The 16689-nt window shown below is 70.3% G+C and carries 11 protein-coding genes and 1 pseudogene; 4 read left to right on the top strand and 8 right to left on the bottom strand.

The genetic code is table 11. The features are described 5' to 3' along the window. Nucleotides 1–139 precede the first annotated feature (139 nt). Nucleotides 140–799 (top strand): hypothetical protein, encoded by a 660-nt coding sequence (locus JQX13_RS00230; protein ID WP_203407072.1) that lies wholly within the window; start codon nucleotides 140–142, stop codon nucleotides 797–799. Between the two features lie 2 nt (nucleotides 800–801). Then, on the top strand, nucleotides 802–1296 hold the full coding sequence (locus JQX13_RS00235; protein ID WP_203411802.1) for an SMI1/KNR4 family protein: 495 nt from the start codon (nucleotides 802–804) through the stop codon (nucleotides 1294–1296). Nucleotides 1297–1373: 77 nt separating this feature from the next. Here the strand turns inward: JQX13_RS00235 and JQX13_RS00240 are convergent, their stop codons facing one another. The 4 genes from JQX13_RS00240 to JQX13_RS00255 all read right to left on the bottom strand — a co-directional run bounded on the left by JQX13_RS00240 (nucleotide 1374) and on the right by JQX13_RS00255 (nucleotide 9535). Then, the gene (locus JQX13_RS00240; RefSeq protein WP_203407073.1) at nucleotides 1374–2159 is read right to left on the bottom strand and encodes an outer membrane lipoprotein-sorting protein; all 786 of its coding nucleotides are present in this window, start codon (nucleotides 2157–2159) and stop codon (nucleotides 1374–1376) included. Next, a complete protein-coding gene (locus JQX13_RS00245; protein ID WP_203407074.1) occupies nucleotides 2159–3457 on the bottom strand; it encodes an ABC transporter permease in 1299 nt (432 codons plus the stop codon). Before JQX13_RS00245 ends, JQX13_RS00240 begins: the two co-directional genes overlap by 1 nt. Next, a complete protein-coding gene (locus JQX13_RS00250) occupies nucleotides 3457–5499 on the bottom strand; it encodes an FtsX-like permease family protein (protein ID WP_203407075.1) in 2043 nt (680 codons plus the stop codon). The genes JQX13_RS00245 and JQX13_RS00250 overlap by 1 nt, the downstream gene beginning before the upstream one ends. Nucleotides 5500–5590: 91 nt before the next feature. Next, complete coding sequence (locus tag JQX13_RS00255; RefSeq protein ID WP_275424976.1) at nucleotides 5591–9535, bottom strand: SDR family NAD(P)-dependent oxidoreductase; 3945 nt, start codon at nucleotides 9533–9535, stop codon at nucleotides 5591–5593. A gap of 102 nt (nucleotides 9536–9637) precedes the next feature. On the opposite strand from JQX13_RS00255, the gene JQX13_RS00260 reads away from it, so the two are divergent. Then, nucleotides 9638–11149 carry a methyltransferase gene (locus JQX13_RS00260; RefSeq protein WP_203407076.1) on the top strand — a complete coding sequence of 504 codons (1512 nt, stop codon included), beginning with the start codon at nucleotides 9638–9640 and terminating at the stop codon, nucleotides 11147–11149. A 222-nt stretch (nucleotides 11150–11371) separates the two neighbouring features. Beyond that, a pseudogene (locus JQX13_RS00265) lies at nucleotides 11372–12130 on the top strand (fatty acid desaturase family protein); the annotation flags it as partial. Nucleotides 12131–12164: 34 nt separating this feature from the next. Here the strand turns inward: JQX13_RS00265 and JQX13_RS00270 are convergent. From JQX13_RS00270 to JQX13_RS00285, 4 genes are all read right to left on the bottom strand, one after another. Further along, nucleotides 12165–13367: a pyridoxal phosphate-dependent aminotransferase gene (locus JQX13_RS00270; RefSeq protein ID WP_203407077.1), complete on the bottom strand. Its 1203-nt coding sequence runs from the start codon at nucleotides 13365–13367 to the stop codon at nucleotides 12165–12167. A gap of 36 nt (nucleotides 13368–13403) precedes the next feature. Beyond that, entirely contained in the window at nucleotides 13404–14900 is a 1497-nt protein-coding gene (locus JQX13_RS00275) for a class I SAM-dependent methyltransferase (RefSeq protein ID WP_203407078.1), read from the bottom strand. 253 nt (nucleotides 14901–15153) lie between these two features. Next, nucleotides 15154–16317, bottom strand: coding sequence for a cysteine desulfurase family protein (locus tag JQX13_RS00280; RefSeq protein ID WP_203407079.1), 1164 nt, complete (start codon nucleotides 16315–16317; stop codon nucleotides 15154–15156). Then, nucleotides 16314–16592 (bottom strand): hypothetical protein, encoded by a 279-nt coding sequence (locus JQX13_RS00285; protein WP_239014434.1) that lies wholly within the window; start codon nucleotides 16590–16592, stop codon nucleotides 16314–16316. Before JQX13_RS00285 ends, JQX13_RS00280 begins: the two co-directional genes overlap by 4 nt. Between the last annotated feature and the right edge of the window lie 97 nt (nucleotides 16593–16689).

Here is a 16689-nt window from a genome sequence, read left to right on the forward strand (position 1 = left end):
CGAGAGCGGGAGGCGTGTCGTCACCCTCGGCAACGTGACCTTCCCCTGAGTCCTGGCGCTTCGGCGCGTGTCAGACCTGATGGGTATTCCCTCGAATTGGCAACCCATCAGGGGATGGCCATCACCAAGGGGAATTCCCATGAAGCTGGCCGGAGCAGTGGTGCTGCTGGTGCTCCTCACCGGATGCGCGACAACCCAGGGGACAGGAGGCTCTGGCCCTTCACCCTCACCGGGGATCAAGCCCGCAGTGAAGAAGGAACTGCCCTGGTTGAACGTGCCGGGCGGACGGATGAAGACGACCCTCTTCTACGGCCCCTGGCAGTGCCGCCGGGAGTTCATGAACGGGTGTCAGCGGGAGTGCGCCAGCAAGGGCCATACGCGAAAGGGGTGCATGTGGCTGGCCGACTTCAAGTTCGATTGGGAGGGAAGGCTCGCCCTTCTACCCGTTCCCGTCAAAGCCGGGAGCCGCTACGGCATCTATCACTGCTGTTGCGACTACCCTACGTTGACGAAGGAGCAGAACAAGGCCAGGCGTGACCAATGGAAGGCCGCGATGGAGTCCTTCCGTCAGAGTTGGAGTAAACGGTTCGGTGACTGGCCCACGGCCAGCACCGGCGTCAACTGGCCGGGGCACCATATCCGCGACCTCTGGCACGGCGGCGATCCGGTGGACCCTAACAATATCTTCCCCGTGCAGCCGGGCGTTCACGACGAGTACAACAGGGAATACCCCGCTTGTTACAGCGGCCAGTTCCCCTGGAATACAGTGGGTCCCGACTTGCCCTACACGGACAATTGATGATGCCCACCCCTCTCAGCAGCCTGCTCGAAGAGGTCTCCCGCGAGCACTTCCCCCATCCTCCCGCCACGCCTGGGGAGATTGAAGAGTTCGAGCGCCGGGTGGGCTGGAAGCTAGACCCCGACCTGCGGGCCTTCTACCTGCATTGCAATGGAGCCGAACTGTTCAAGCGGCTACCGAACACCCCGTATCGTCTCCTTTCCCTGGCCGAGATCATCCGGGCACGGGTGGCTATCTACGGGGAAGATGATGACAAGTGGGGCCCGGCCACGATGTACACCCTCTGTGACGTACAGGACGGGGATTACGTACTGGTGGACGTAGCCCGCCAGGAGAACGATCGCTATCCCCTGACGGACGGCTACCATGAGGCGTGGCCGAATCCGGAGTACTGCGGTCCGGTCGCCAGTTCCTTCTCGGAGTTCTTGGAGAAGGCGCTGCGCAGCAAGGGCCGCTTGTTCTACTTGCAGTCGACCAGCCAGGAGCAGCCCGGCTGACGAGCCGAATCTTGTTGTTGAGCTCAGCTCCGTCGGCACGTGCGTGAGGACCAGCTGGCACCGTGGCGGTGCTGTGATTACCGCAGCCGTCCCTCGAGCCACGTCTTGGTGAAGATGTTGGTATCGAGGGGCGCGAGCTGCACATCCTCGTAGCGCACGATGATCTGCGTGCCCTCCTCCTCCTCCAGCTCGAGCACCTCACGGTAGTGGTAGACGGACTCGCCCGTGGCCGGGTCCTTGAGCCGCTGGTAGCTGCGGACGACATCGGTGCGCAGCGTCCGGCCCGACGGCGCGTACCCCACGCGCTTGACGATGTTGTTGTCCGCGTCGAGCCACAGCCGCAGCAGGGGGAAGCTGACCTCGGCGCTCTCCTTCGCCGTCAGCAGGAGCTTGCGGAAGGGGGTGCCGCGGATCGTCTCCACGCCGTCATCCTTCGCGGTGTAGTCCTCGGCCAGACGCGAGCGATCGAAGTCCCCCTCGCACGCGATGGTGCCCACGATGTTGGCGCGCCGGGTGGTGCGTACCCACTGGCCCGTCGAAGCGCTGTACTCCCACAGGTTGCCGCCGATGCGCAGGTACCCGCCGCCCGCCAGGTTGCGCGGCTGGGTGATGAGCATGAGGAAGTTCTGCGCCGAGTCGCGGCGGTAGACGTGCATCTCGATGGCTCGCTCGACGCCGTCCTTGCGGATCTCCCGGATGCGCACGACGCCCTTGTAGTCACTGGCCATGGACATCCGCTTGTCGATGAGGCGCAGGATCTCATCCGGCGAGGGCGGTGGCTTCGCATCAGCGGCGCCCGCCACGGCCGGCAGCAGCAGGGCGAGCACGAGGGCACAGGCGGACACCAGGGCACGCGGGTTCATCACAGGGACTCCATGGCGGATCGGGGAGGGAGGGAAGCGGCACGGGCCGCGGGGAGGATGGAGGCAAGGGCCGCGCCCACGGTGACGAGCACCACGGCGGACACGGCCTGCGACAGCCGAGGTGCCAACGGGAGGGTGTCGCTGAAGAGGAAGCCGGCGAGCGCCTCGGGCAGGGAGACGGAGCCCTGGAGGAAGGTGCACAGGGCCGCGGCCACGCCAGCCCCGAGGCTGGAGGCCAGCAGCCCCAACAACAGGCCCTCCAGCATGAACATGCCCACCACGGCGGTGCGCTGCATGCCCATGGCGCGCAGCGTGCCGATCTCCCGCGTCCGCTCGCGGACGGCCACGCTCAGTGAGACGAACAGTCCCACCACGACGATGCCGAAGACGATGGCGCCCACCAGCACCGTCAGGGCGGAGAGCCCGTCGGTGATGAAGGCGAGGAAGGAGGACTCGTCCTCCCAGGTGGAGACGTCCAGCCGCTGGCCGGCCCAGCCCTCGCGCAGCAGCGGCGTCAGCTTGTCCCCGTACGCCTCGTTCGAGGCCGGCAGCACCTCGAAGCCCGCCTGGCGCAGCGCCTCGCGGAGACGTCCGCCCAGGGCGTCCACGTCCGTCGTCTCACCACAGGCGAGCTGGAACACGCCCGCGGCCTCCGGGCGGTACCCGCCGAGCTCCCGCAGAGTGGCGTTGGAGACGAGGATGCCGGCGGACTCGCCCAACAACCCGGCCCGCTCGGTGATGGCGACCACCTCGACGTCCAGCGCGTTGCGCTTGCCCCCCGCCGTCTGCGTGAAGAGGGTGGTGATGTCCCCGCGCTTGACGCGGAGCCGCTCGGCGAGCTGCGTGGAGAGCGCCACCGTGCGCGGCTTCTCCAGCGACTGGAGCGCGCCGTCCTTCACCTTGAAGTGGGACAGCGAGTCCTGCTCGCGCGCCACGTCCAGGCCCATCATGAAGGAGCCCACCCGGTGGCGTCCGGCGCCCGCGGTGGCCTGACCGCGGCCCCGCTCGCGCAGGCGGCACTCCGCTGGGAGCAGGGGCTCGACCACGGCGCGAACCCGGGGGGCCTCGCCGATGACCGGGGCGATGGAGTCGGGGTGCACCTTGAAGTAGCCGCCGATGTTGAGGTCCCCGCTGAGGAACGTCGTCACCACCTCGCGCTGGGTGGCGGCGACGCCCGTCTTCAGGGCCATCACCCCCACGAGCAGCGCGCTGGCGCCGGAGATGACGCACAGGAGCAACAGCCCCCGCTCGCGGTGGAGCAACAGGTTGCGAAGGGCGATCCGGAGCACGGCCAGCATCAGTCCTCCCTCTGGCGCATGGCCACGATGGGGGTGACCGAGCTGCCGCGCCACGCGGGCACCAGCGAGGCGCCCATCACCACGGCCGAGCACCCCAGCCCGACCACGAGCGCATGCCAGACCTCGAGCCGCGGGTACAACACCGGGCCTCCCAGGAAGAATTGGAGGGACTCGTCGCGCACGGCGAGCCCCTGACCCGCGACGCCCAGCAGCACGGCGGCGCCCAGGGCGATGCCGAGCACGCTCCCCAGCGCGCCCAGCAGCAGCCCCTCCACGAGCAGGCCGGTGAACACCTCACCGCGCTGCATCCCCACCGCGCGCAGGGTGCCCACCTCACCGACCCGCTCCCGCGCCAGCAGCAGCAGCGTCCCGGTCGACACCAGCAGCACGAACAGCCCCACCAGCAGCGCGAGCACGAACAGCAGCACCCTCAGCATCCCCACCAGGCCACTGACGAAGCCGCCCACGTCCTCCCAGCTCGCGAGCTCCAGCGGAAGCTTCTGCTCCTGGGCGAGCAGGCGGATGCGCTCGGCGACGGCCTCCGACTGCGCGCCGGGCTTCAGCACGAGGGCCGCATGCAGCACCCCCTCCTTCTGCTCCGCGTCGGTGAAGCGATCCGCGGGCCCCACGTCCTGGCGCTCGAAGACAGGCTCCGCGCCACCGGGAGCCACGGGCTCCTCGTCGATCACCGTCGGCAGACCGAACTCCGTGGCCGACACCTCCTGCGCGGGGCCGGACATGCCGAGCGAGTCCAGCAGCCGCCGGGCCTCCTCCGTCTGGGAGCGCGTCATCCGGTCGGCCAGCAGGCGCGCGGTGACGAGGTCCACCAGGCTGGTGGCGTTGGCCCGGCTGCCATCCCCACCGAGCCCGCGGAAGCGGAACGTCCCCCACACGCGCACGGGCACACCGGCCCCCATGGCCAGGGCACCTCGCAGCACGAGCGTGTCTCCAGGCCGGACGCGGTACAGCGGCAGGTGGGGCGCCAGCTCTCCATGGAAGAGCGTGTAGCGCGTGTCGAAGTTGCCATCGTCGAGCGTGAGGAACTCCTTCAACAGTGCCTCCAGCGCTCCCTCGTGCCCCAACTGGCGCGCGAGCACGGCCCGCAGCGCGGAAGCCCGCTCCACGTCGAGCCGGGACAGCAGATCCGGAATCTCCGCCAGGTTGCGCTCCACCAGCGTCCGGGCCCGCTCATCGTCGGCGAAGGTGCTCCCCCGCTCGCGCTCGCGCTTCAGCTCGTCGAGCCGGGAGGCGATGGAGAGCTTGAAGTGCTGCTCGTAGGCCCCGTGCCCCAACAGCAGTCCACGGGCGCCCGGGGGCGGCAGCTCGCCCGTGACCAGCTCGAAGCGAGAGAAGGCCCGCGCGAACAGCGGCATGTCCGTGCCCAGGTAGTCCACGTCGATGGAGGCGCCCTCCCCCGCCTGCCGCGCCACGCGGTTCTCGAGGAACTCGAGCGCCGGAAACGGCTCCTCCGCGAAGCGCGCCCAGAACCGCTCCGAGACGGCCTCCTCCAGCGCGCGGAAGTCCTCCTGGGCGGACGCATCGTTCGCGAACGCCTCCTCCCGCCGGTGCGCGTCCCGGGCCACGCGCTCCAGGGTATGCCGCAGGTCCTCCGCGAGCCGACCCAGCCGGGCCCGACGCTCCTCGGAGGCGGGCTCCCTCGCCACGGCCCGCACCGCGGCGAACCGGTCATCCAGGTAGTTGCCGCGGAACACCGTGGCCCCACCTCCCTCGAGCGGCACCACCTCGGCCACGCCCTCCACCGCGCGCAGCCGCGTCTCGAGCGCGGCGTAGTCGGGCAGCGGGACGAGCTCCGGCGAGCCTCCGGGGCCCGGCAACATCTGGGGCACCCCGGCCGAGGCGGAGTTGAACACCTGCAGATCGCCGGCTCCGCTCTCGATGAGGCTCTTGCGCGTCCCATCGGCGATGCTGCCCACGAGCGCGAGCCCCAGGGTGAGCAGGCCCGCCATCCAAGCCGCGAGCAGCGCGACGAGCCAGCTCCGAGGGCGCGCCAGGATGCTTCGCAGCGCGAACGACAGCACCATTGCCGATGACTCCTGAAAGCGCGCCGCCGCCGCACCCGGACCGCATGGAGCCCCCGGGCGCGTGGCGGAACTGGGGGGGACCGAAATCCTATCAGGGGGCGTGCAGCGCGTGCAGCAGCAGGGCCACCTGTTCATCGGACAGACGGGTCACGTCCACCTGACTGGGGTCCACGGACTGGCGGATGTAGGCCGCCAGCCGGGAGACGGAGGGGTATTCGAACACGGCCACCTCGCGCAGCCGCAGCCCGGTGCGCTCGTTGACGCGCGCCATCACCCGGGAGGCCTGGAGCGAGCTGCCCCCGAGGGAGAAGAAGTCCGAGCCCGCGCCCACCGCGTCCACGCCGAGCACCTCGCGGAAGGCCTCCGCCACCACCTGCTCGAAGGGCCCCAGGGGCGAGTCCGCCGCCCCACCGAAGGCCTCCGCGGCGAGCGCCTGGCGATCCACCGTCCCCTCGGGAGACCTGGGGAGGGAGGGCACCGGGTGGAGCACCGCGTCGGCGCGCAGCCCTTCCTCCGGGAGCCGTCCACCGGCCTGGGGGACGACGAAGAGGTGGGCCTGCTCCAGGGGCACGCCGGAGCCCAGACCGGCCCCGCGCCAGGGAAGGGCCGAGCCCTCCACGCCCGCCAGCACCTGCGAGGCACCCGACTCCACCGCGAGCAGCAGGGCGGCCAGCGCCTGGGGCGGCTCGAGCATGCGATAGCCCGGGGGCGAGGCCTTCAAGTCCCTCGCCATGCCCGTGCCCCGGATGGAGCTGAACGACACCGCCACCGCGGACCGGCCCTCGGCGGCGAGCGCCTGCGCGAAGCGATCGATGAAACCCGAGGCGGCGCAGTAGCTCGCATGCAACCCCGCCCCGAGCGTTCCCATCAGCGAGGAGGTGAAGACGAGCGGGGAGCGTGGCCGCACGCGGAAGACCTCGGCGAGGGCCACCGCGCCGAGCACATGCGCCGCCGCGTCCCGCACGAGTGTCTCCGCCGTCTGGCTCTCCAGGGGAAGAGGCTCCAGGGTGCCGGCGAAGTGGAAGGCACCGTCGAGGGGACGGCCCCGCCGGAGCTCCGCCTGACGCACCACCTCCTGGAGCTTCGCCGCGTCCGTGATGTCCACCGGCACGTACTCCGCCGCGCCGAGCTCGCGCTCGACCGCCTCGGCGACGGCATCCCGCTCCCGCCGTCCCACCAGCAGCAACCGGGCACGGAGGCTCCGCCGCAGGTAGCGGGCCCAGGCCTGCCCCACCCCGCCGAGCGCGCCCGTCACCAGATAGAAGCCCTCGCGCTGGAGGCGGCGCGGCGACTCCACCCGCGAAGGCACCCAGGGCGAATAGGCCCGCTCCCAGCGCCGGCCGTCGTGCCAGGACACCTCGCGCGCGGCACGCGGAATCGCGAGCTCCCCGGCCACACACCGGGCGGCGGCCTCCTCGCCAGGAGGAACCCAGAGGACCCGAGCCTCCAGGCCGGACACCTCGGCCATGGCGGACCAGAGCAGCCCTGGCACCAGGAGGTGGGCCGAACCCGTGGCGAGCGCCCCTTCCGGAGACGGGACCACGGCCCAGAGCCGGACGGGCCCATCCGCGGCGGGACGAGCCAGGGCCCGCACCAGACGCAGCAATGGCGCGACGGCCTCCACCAGGGTGGTCCGGTCCATGCGCCGCGTCCCCTCGCTCCTGCCCACGGCGTACACCACCTCCGCGACGGACTGTCCTCGCGCCGCGCTCGACTCGAGGGCTTGCGTCAGGGCCTCACCGGAGCCCGGCTCCACGTGGAGGAGCTGCCTGCCGGCGACGTGCGAACGAAGGGCCCCGGCGAAACCGGCGTCGGAGACCACCAGGAGGGGACCGGATCCAGCCACCGTCTCCGAGGCCCGCCGGGCGCGAGGTACCCAACGCGGGACGGCCAGACACCGGGGAAGGGTCGCGGGACCACCGAGGTAGCGCTCGGCCTCACGGCGCTCCGCGGCCAGCTCCCCGGCCTCGAAGCGGCGCCGCACCTCCGTGCGCCCGCGCTTGCCCAGCTCCGTCTTGGGAATCTGATGACGGGCGAGTGGCACCAGGTGACGGACCTGGAGTCCGAGTGTCCGGCCCACGTGCTCGCGAATGGAGCGCAGCAACACCCCGAGCGGGGGCGCGTCCGGAGAGGGAACGAAGCCGACGAGGAGCTCATCCGTCTGCGTCCCACCCACGCGCGTGGGGCACGCCACGGAGAACGACGGCAGCACGCCCGGCACCTGCTCCACCACGGATTCGATCTCCTGGGGGTAGACGTTGTTGCCGTTGATGATGAGGACTTCCTTCTGCCGCCCGGTGATGGCCATCTGGCCGTCATGGATGATGGCGAGGTCCCCCGTGCGCAGCCAGCCGTCCGGAGTGAAGGACTGGGCGTTGATGGCCGCGTCATCCATGTACCCGGTCAGCACGGTGACGCCGCGCACCTGGAGGTGGCCCACCGCGCCCTGGGGCACCACCGCGTCCTGCTCATCGACGATGCGGAGCATCGAGCCCGCGGGAGGCGGACCGAGCAGGACGCAGGACTCCTCCTCGGGAGTGCGCACCCCGCGCGTCAGGGTGTGGAACGAGGAGGTTTCCGCCATGCCCCACCCGGGGCAGATGGCATCCTGGCGCAACCCCTCACGCTCGAGCAGCGAGGTGAAGCGCCGCAGGGTGTCGGGGATGATGGGCTCACCCCCGCAGGCCAGCACGCGAACGCGCGAGAGATTCCAGGCGCGGCGCTCGCCGCGGGAGAGCCGGTCCACGACGAGGCCATAGGCGAAGTTGGGAGCCCAGCTCATGGTGCCGCCGAGCTCGGAGAGCAGGTCCAACCACCGCAACACGTCGCCCAGCACGTAGTCGCGCGAGACGAGCACATGAGACGTGCCCATGCGCAGACTCGTGAGGTGGGGGTAGGCCAGTCCGGCGACATGGTCGAGCGGCATCCAGCTCACGCCGAGATCCTCCTCGGTGTACCAGCCGCCGGCCCGCATCGCATCGCACATGGCGAGCAGGTTGTCCTGGGTGAGGAGCACGCCCTTGGGGCGCCCGGTGCTGCCGGAGGTGAACGACAGCACGGCGGGAGAGGACGGAGCGTGCGCCACCGGCTCACCGGCGGTGCTCCGGTCCAACGACGAGAACGAGACGGCTCGCAGGCCCAGGGACTCCAGGGCGGAGACGGCCTGGGAGCCCGTGAGCACGAGCGGTCCCCCCAGACGCTCCGACACGGAGAGGATGCGGACGACACCGGCATGCGAGCGCTCGAACGAGGAGGGCCACGCCATGGGCACGGGCACCATGCCGCCGAGGGTGCAGCCCCAGAAGGCGCGCACGTAATCACCGGGCCGGTCCATCACGAACATCACCCGCTCGCCCGGCTTCAACCCCAGCGCCCGCAGCCCACCGAGGAGCCGGAGCGCCTCCTGCCAGAGCTCGGCATAACGCAGCGTCTCGCGCCGCCCCTCCAGGTCGATGAAGGTCACGGTGCGATCGGGATGGACCTCCGCCGCATGCCGCAACAGCCCGCCGAGGTCGTCCGGGGCACCCGGAGGAGAACGACGAGGCTCCCCCACGAGGAAGGACGGCTGCCCAGCCCCCCCGCCAGCGGGACGGGAGGAGACATGCGCCGCCGAGGCCTCGCTCGCTTCACCTGCCCCTGGCCGAAGGGACTCGGGAAACAGCTCGTCGAAGGGCTCGAAGCGCTCGCTTCTCGATGCGGGGCCGGCCAGCGCCACCGCTTCGTGACCGGCCTGATGGAGCCGCGCCTCCAACCACTGGAGCCGGAGCGAGGTGGCGGGAGTCAAACGGCAGAGGGCTTCCCGATCGGGCTCCCCCGACTCGAGCACGGGAAGCGAATCCATGAGCGCGACGCACGGGGAGTCCTCGCCCAGGCGCTCCCGGAGAAAAGCCTCCAACGCCTCCGCCCGGAGCGCGCGCCACGGCACCACCCAGGCCACCGCCGCCTCCCCCACCTCCGTCACACAGACATCCTGCACTCGGGAGTCCGTCAGGAGGAGCTGCTCGACTGCGCCGGCCGACATCGTTCGTGGAGCCATGTGCCGGACATCGTAGCGCCACCGTCACGCCCACGCACCCGAGCGGGATTGCACGAAGCCGGGAGGAGAAGCGACACTCGAGTTCCCCCGAACGAGGTTTCGATGATGGCTCCGCGCAGCGCCACGCCCCCCGCCCTGGCGAAGTCCCTGCATTTCTGGGCGCGCAACGCCTCGAATGAATCGGCGCTGCTGCGCACCTCGCTGAGCGTGGGTCTCTTCGACGCACTGCCAGTGGAGGGCGAGGGCACGCCGGTGACGGTGAGACAGCTCGCGGAGCAGGTGGGGGCCACGGTCCGCGGCGTGCGCTCACTGGTTGAACTGCTGGTGTGCCTGGGACTGGTGCACATGGACGATGCGCGTGGCCTCACGCTGGCCCGTCCGGTGGCGGCCTTCCTGAGGGACGCCCCCTTCAAGGAGAGGCTCCACGACGTGGCGCGGTGGTGGGGGCCCGTGGGCCTCCTGGAGGACGCGGTGCGGAGCGGCGAGGCGGTGGAGCACGGAGGCCAGCGCTGGGACGTGCTCGACCACTACCGGCGGCTCTTCCTGGAAACGACGCCCGCCCCCTCACCGGAGGCGGAGGACTTCTTCGACCGCTTCGCGCGCAGCAGCGCACGCACCTGGCTCCTGGTAGCCGTGGGCCGGATGGGACTGCTCGATCAGCTCGCCACGGGCCCTCAGGAAGAAGCGACGCTCCGAGCGGCGATGGGAGCCAGCGAGCGGGGCCTGCGCACGGTGCTGGACGTGCTGGCCCACCTGGGGCTCACCCGGACCGAAGGCACCACGGTGCGCTTCACGGACGAGGCCCGGCAGGTGCTCGAGGGCAAGGCATTGCAGTACCTGCTCCGCTCCTTCTCCGTCTCCGCGCAGTACTGGGAGGCGCTGGAGCGGCTCGACGAGACGGTGCGGCACGAGCGCTTCATCCTGGACCTGAAGGATCCCGAGGTGAGCCGGCGCTTCTACGCGGACAACTCGAACCAGATCACGGCGGTGTTCGCCTCGCACTTCCAGCTCAGCCGGCGCGCGGCCTCGACGATTGCCCAGGTACGGCCGCTGACGGGCGCCTCGGTGCTCGACATCGGCACGGGCTCGGGTGTGTGGGGCGTGGCCTTCGCGAGGACGGAGCCCACGGCGCACGTCACCTACTTCGACCAGGAGGCGGTGCTCGCGCAGGCGAAGCGCAATGTGGAACAACTCCAGGCGTTGAGCCGGGCACGCTTCTGGGCGGGCAACCTCTTCACCCAGGATTTCGGGAGCGCCGCGTACGACTTCATCATCCTCCCGCAGGTGCTCAACGTGCTGCGGCCCGAGTCCCTGCCGGACATGTTCCGCCGCGTGGCGCGCGCGCTGAAACCAGACGGCATCCTCGTCATCGCCGAGTACGTGCTCGACGAGCGGCGCGACGGCCCGCTGGACCACCTCTACTTCGGGCTGCGGCGCTTCCTCACCAACGAGGGGGATCTGCTCTCCCACTCGGAGTACCGCGAGCTGTTGGCGGACGTGGGCCTCACCGCGTCGGTCTGCCTGCCGCTCCCCACGCAGGAGCTGCTCCTCGCCGCGCGCTCCGGGGTGACGCTGCCCACGCGGCTCGCGCCTACCACGCGCACGGGCGTCTGACGCACCCCGTCATCCGCACGCCAGGGCGCTGCTCACTTGCTCAGAATCCGAGCGGCGGATTAGACTCGAATTACACTTTTTTGCCCCCCCGGAAGCTCCATGCGCCTGGCGCCGCTGGACAGCCCTCCCCGTACGAGCGATGGCCTGGCGCCCGCCGAGCGGGAGCGCTCCACCTCGGTGGCGGCACGGCTGAGAGCGACGTATGCGCGAGAGGTGGCCCGGATGGGCAACCACGCGCACTCGACAGCCGGGGGAATCGGACACCTGGCCTTGCACCTCGGGCTCGGCCTGGGAGCGGCCCTCGGAGCCCACGCGCTGCTGGAGACGTGGCCCGTGGCGGGCTGGACGCTCTACCCGCTGGTGGCCTTCTTCATCGCCACCCGCTTCCGTGCGCTCGGCAACATGCTGCACGAGGCGTGTCACGGCATGTTCGTGCGCGGCAAGCGCTTCAACCGCGTCTTCGGGCACCTGCTGGCCATCATCGATCTGACCGCGCTCGAGCCCTACACGCGCGAGCACTTCACGCACCACCAGCACCTGGGAGACCCGGAGAGGGATCTGGACTTCGTGCCGCGCCGCCCGTTCGGGTTCGCCGAGCCCACGGAACACTTCGCGCGGCGCCACCTGTTGCGACCGCTGCTGCTCATCCACCTCCCGTCCTTCGTGCGCCCGGTGCTCTTCAGCCGCACGGATCCATGGCCGGTGACGCTGTGCAGGTGGGCCTTCGTGGCGGGGCTGCTCGCGCTGGCGCACTGGGGCGTGGGCTGGAGGGCCTTCGGGCTCTTCTACGTGCTGCCCTACTTCGTGGCCTACCAGATCATCCGCTACTGGTCGGACGCGGCGGATCACGCGGGCATCATCGGCTCGGCGGACGAGTTCCACCGCTCGCGCAACCACATCTTCGCGTGGGGGTGGCTCAACCGGATGCTCTTCCCACGCAATGACCAATACCACCTCACGCACCACCTCTTCCCGGCCGTGCCCACCACCGCGCAGGGCCGGGTGCACGAGCTCCTCATGAAGGATCCGGAGTACGCGGAGCGCCCGCACTCGCTCTCCGCGCTGCTGTCTCGAGCGCGTCCAGGGCTTCGGGGAAGTGGTCCGGAGACATGCCCAGACCCAGACGGAAACCGTGGCCACGCTCCAGCGGGTGGGCCCCCGCGGGGTCGCCGTGCTCCATGGCGCTGAGCGGCAGGACGAACACCCCGGCCTCGCCGAGCGCCTGGAGCTTCGCCTCGAACTCCTTCGGGCCGGCCACGCCGCTCACGCCGATGCAGGTGACGAGTCCTCCCACCGGAGCCACGCCGTACACGCCTTGGGAGCGCTCCAGGAACGAGGAGAGGAGACGCCGGTTCCGCATCCACTCCTCGCGGGCCTGACGCAAGGCGGGACTGCCGAGATCCTTGAGCACCTCGAGGGAGATCCACTCGGCGACCGGGTTCACCGTGTGCGTGGTGTAGTTCTTCTCGTTCTGCACGCGCGCGAGCATGGCGGTATCGCCCACGCACCAGCCGATGCGCAGACCGGGGCAGCCCAGACACTTGATGAAGGAGCCGGTGACGAAGGTCCTGGCGCCGGGCCGGTACACGGTGGCGCCCAGAACCTCCGTGTCCGAGGAGAGGAAGCGATAGTGCTCGTCACCCACGAGCGTGGCGCCGGAGCGCTCCGTCCAACGGGAGATGCGCTCCAGCAACTCCGGGTCCAGGACCAGGCCACTCGGGTTGTGGGGGTTGTTGATGACAACCACGTCCGGGGAATCGCGCTCGAGCCGTGCGAGCCACTCGTCCGCGTCGATGGAGGGCACGCCGCGCAAGTCCCAGCGCACGGGCAGGCGGACGAGCTCCGCGCCCTGCCGCATGGGGAGCTCATAGAGGAGCTGGAAGGCCGGCCAGGCGAGGGCCACCTTGCGAGGGCGGAGCTGCCGGAAGAGGAGCAGCAGGGCCTCGCTGGTGCCGGTGGTGATGAGGACGTTGTCGCGCGTGGCGCCGGGGTGCATGGCGGCCACGAGGTCGCGCAGGTCGGCACGGCCCCAGTTGGGGCTGTCACGCAGCAGGGTGGAGAGGAACGTGTCCAGGGCGCGCTGGGGGCTGACACCGGAGCCGGTGAGCAGCTCTCCAACGGTGCGGGGCCGGGCTCCGGACTCGCCAAGGTTGTAGCGCGCGGTGAAGCGCGAGCCCTCGAGGTAGTCCTCCATGAAGAACGAGCGAAGGAGTTCCATGTTCCTCCAGACGGGACGGTGGAAGGGAAGACAGCGTCAGCGGACCGGGGCTCCGTCCGCCCAGGAGACGTCACCGCGCGAGGCGATGACGACCTGCTGGATGGGCATCTCGAAAGCACGGGAGGACAGGAGTCCCACGGGCTCGAGCAGCCGCCGGAAGTCGGGCATGGACAACACATCGCCCTCGTTCGACACGTAGCGGCGCAGTGAGAAGTAGAGCGCGTCCAGGGGACCATCGCGCCGGTCGGTGAGCAGATAGCCCGAGATGACGAGCAACCCCTGGGGACGCAGGGCGCGGGCGAGCTTCGCGAAGAGTCCCGGCAGCGCCTCGGGAGGAAGCGCGGGGATGACCTGGGGCAGGAGGATGACGTCGTACTGGGACTCGCCGTAATCGACGGAGAGGCAGTCGCCGGCCCAATAACGCGCACGCCCCTCCAGCTTGAGCTTCGCGATGTTGGGCTTCACCTGCTCCAGGACGTGCTCGGAGTCCAGGTAGGTAACGTGGAGCGAGGGCTCGGTCAACCCGAAGGCGGCGCCCCAGACACCCGAGCCGGTGCCCACGTCGAGAACACGTGCGTCCTTCAGGGGGCGCATGCGGGCGACGAGCTCCGCGGCCTTGCGACCCAGCTTCACATGCGAGGCGAAGATGCCGGTGATGCGCGAGGCATTGCGCTGGTAGATGCGCCTGGCGGTCTCGGGGTCGCGCAGATCCAACCGGAACACGCGTTGGGTCACGGCCTCATCCAGGTGCCCGAAGGCCTCCCAGTAGTCCATGGTGGCCGGGAACGAGCGCAGGAAATACGGCAGGCTGCTCGCGTCCAGGGAGCGGCTGGCCAGCTCGGAGAAACCGAGGGCCTCGCCCTCCTGCCGGACGATCCCCATGGACCCGAGGACCCCGAGCAGGACGCACAGCGCCTCGGGCTGGGAGCCGGTTGTCTTCGCCAGCTCCACGAGGGGCCGGGGCCCGGACACCAGCGCCTCCAACAACCCCACCTCACCGCTCGTCACGAGCGCCTGGGTGCGCAGGAAGTTGCGGGCGGCACGATCGTCGTAGTCCGCGGCGAGGACATCCTGCTCGGGCACGCGAGGCGCCAGGAACTCCTGCCGGTACCATCCGAGCAGCTCACGGGACCCACCAGACCCATCCACTGGCGCACCGGTGCGAACGGCCTCGGGCAGCAACGCGGACACGGACCACCAGCTCCGCGCCTCGCGCATCCGGGCGACGAACTCGGGCCGACGAAGGAAGGCACTCGCCGCAGGGAGCGAATAACCCCTCCCCTCCTCCAGCCGGACGAAGCCGAGCCCCACCAGCGGCTCGATGACGGAGCGAGTCCCTCGCACGGTGCCACCGATACGCTGAGCGAGCTCCTCCAGGGACACAGGAGTGGGGCCCTCGTCCGGGAGGTGCTCGAACATTCCGAGCGCGAAAGCGCCCAGGAGCGCCGCCGACTCATTGCTCGCGTCACGAGCCCAGAAGTTGAGTTGCTGGACGAAGGCTGTCTGGGAGGACGCGGGGGTGGACTCGGCCAAGATGCATGCCTCGAGGGGTCACGCCAGCGGAGCCTCGGCCACCGGCGATTCTGCGGGGGGACCCGAAGTATGACCCAGCGGACCACCGGTTTGCACCTGGGCCTCGGCAACCGAGCCGGGTCCCTGGCGCGTGTGAGCAATTCCCCTCGGGGTGGCACCACACTCACCGTGCGCCCCAGTCCTGTGAACCGCCGTTGAACCGATCCTCCCGGCCGCGGGAGGAGAAGGACAAACTCGAGGCACTGCGCCTGTTTCAAGTGTGGCTGGCCTGAGCACCCACCGACAGGCGCTTCCACGCGGCGGCGAGCGCGTCCGCGGCCACCACCACGTCCTCGTGTGTCGTCGTCCGTCCCAGGGACAGGCGCACCGAACCGAGCGCCGCGGAGGGTTCCACACCCATGGCCGTGATGATGGAGGAAGCGGACTCCTCACCCGCGTGGCACGCCGAGCCCGTGGACGCGGCCACCTCGGGCGCCGCCGCCAGCAGCGCGGAGCCACTCACGCCGGGGAAACGCACGTTGAGCGTATTGGGCAGCCTCTCTTCCGGATGACCATTGAGCGCCAGCGCCGGAACACGCGCTCGCAGCCGCTCCCAGAGTTCGTCCCGGAGCCCACGCACCCGCGCCGCATCCTCCGCCACCGTGCGAAGCGCCACCTCGCAGGCGACCCCGAGTCCCACGATGGACGCGACGTTCTCCGTCCCCGGCCGCAGGCCACGCTCGTGCCCCGCGCCGAGCAGTACCGGGCGCAGCGGCGTGCCCCGCCGCACGTACAGGGCCCCCACGCCCTTGGGCGCGCCGAACTTGTGACCCACCACGGTGAGCAGGTCCACGCCAAGCGCGTCCACGGACACGGGCAGCTTGCCCACGGACTGGGCCGCGTCGGTGTGCACCCACACGCCCCGAGCCCGAGCCTCGCGGGCGATCTCCGCGATGGGCTGCAACACCCCCGTCTCATTGTTGGCGTGCATGAGGGTGACGAGCGCCGTGTCGCCATGCAGCGCGGCCACCGCCTCGTGGACGCGGACACGGCCTTCCGCGTCCACCGGGAGCCAGGTCACCCGCCAGCCCTGCTTCTCCAACTCGTGGCAGGGCTCGGTGGTGGCCGGGTGCTCGATGACGGAGGTCACCACGTGACGCTTGTCCGGGAGCGCCGCCGCCACACCACGGATGGCGAGGTTGTTGGCCTCGGTGCCATGCGCGACGAAGAAGATCTCCTCCGCCGCCGCGCCGAGCAGCGCCGCCACCTGGGCCCGGGCGCGATCGACGGCCTCGCGAGCCCGGCGCCCGTAGACGTGAGCACTCGACGGATTGCCGAAGTGCTCACGCAGGTAGGGCACCATGGCATCGACCACCTCGGGCAGCAGCGGCGCGGTGGCGTTGTGGTCCAGGTAGATGGGCTCGTTTGGCACGGTCATACGGCCCGGCATTCTCGCCCATCTCCCAGGACTCCGGCGAGGCTCACGGGACGTCCGTTGGATCCCACCCCGTCCCATCGAGAACACGCCCCCGTCAGGGGGCCGTAATCATAGGTGATCATGATCCTGTCGATCGTCTTGCCCGCGAGCCACTGACCGATCCGGGACTTCGTCTGTGTCCACGCGTTGACGGTGCCACGGCTGGCGCCAGGGTGCATGCTGATGCCGTTGACGTCCGTCGCCCCCGAGTCCCGGAGCGTCGAGCCGTCCGTCATCACGAGCTCCACGGTCACGTGCTGGGAGAGGCTGTTCAGTGGGTACGTCCAGAAGGACAGCTGGGTCGAGGACTGAACCGGGCGAATAGAGCTTGGA

The sequence above is a fragment of the Archangium violaceum genome (genome assembly GCF_016859125.1).
In the GTDB taxonomy this organism is placed as follows: Bacteria; Myxococcota; Myxococcia; order Myxococcales; family Myxococcaceae; genus Archangium; species Archangium violaceum_A.

Coding starts and splice junctions, on each gene's coding strand:
- JQX13_RS00230 (WP_203407072.1), top strand. CDS start 140: ATGAAGCTGGCCGGAGCAGTGGTGCTGCTGGTGCTCCTCACCGGATGC.
- JQX13_RS00235 (WP_203411802.1), top strand. CDS start 802: ATGCCCACCCCTCTCAGCAGCCTGCTCGAAGAGGTCTCCCGCGAGCAC.
- JQX13_RS00240 (WP_203407073.1), bottom strand. CDS start 2,159: ATGAACCCGCGTGCCCTGGTGTCCGCCTGTGCCCTCGTGCTCGCCCTG.
- JQX13_RS00245 (WP_203407074.1), bottom strand. CDS start 3,457: ATGCTGGCCGTGCTCCGGATCGCCCTTCGCAACCTGTTGCTCCACCGC.
- JQX13_RS00250 (WP_203407075.1), bottom strand. CDS start 5,499: ATGGTGCTGTCGTTCGCGCTGCGAAGCATCCTGGCGCGCCCTCGGAGC.
- JQX13_RS00255 (WP_275424976.1), bottom strand. CDS start 9,535: ATGGCTCCACGAACGATGTCGGCCGGCGCAGTCGAGCAGCTCCTCCTG.
- JQX13_RS00260 (WP_203407076.1), top strand. CDS start 9,638: ATGATGGCTCCGCGCAGCGCCACGCCCCCCGCCCTGGCGAAGTCCCTG.
- JQX13_RS00270 (WP_203407077.1), bottom strand. CDS start 13,367: ATGGAACTCCTTCGCTCGTTCTTCATGGAGGACTACCTCGAGGGCTCG.
- JQX13_RS00280 (WP_203407079.1), bottom strand. CDS start 16,317: ATGACCGTGCCAAACGAGCCCATCTACCTGGACCACAACGCCACCGCG.
- JQX13_RS00285 (WP_239014434.1), bottom strand. CDS start 16,592: ATGACGGACGGCTCGACGCTCCGGGACTCGGGGGCGACGGACGTCAAC.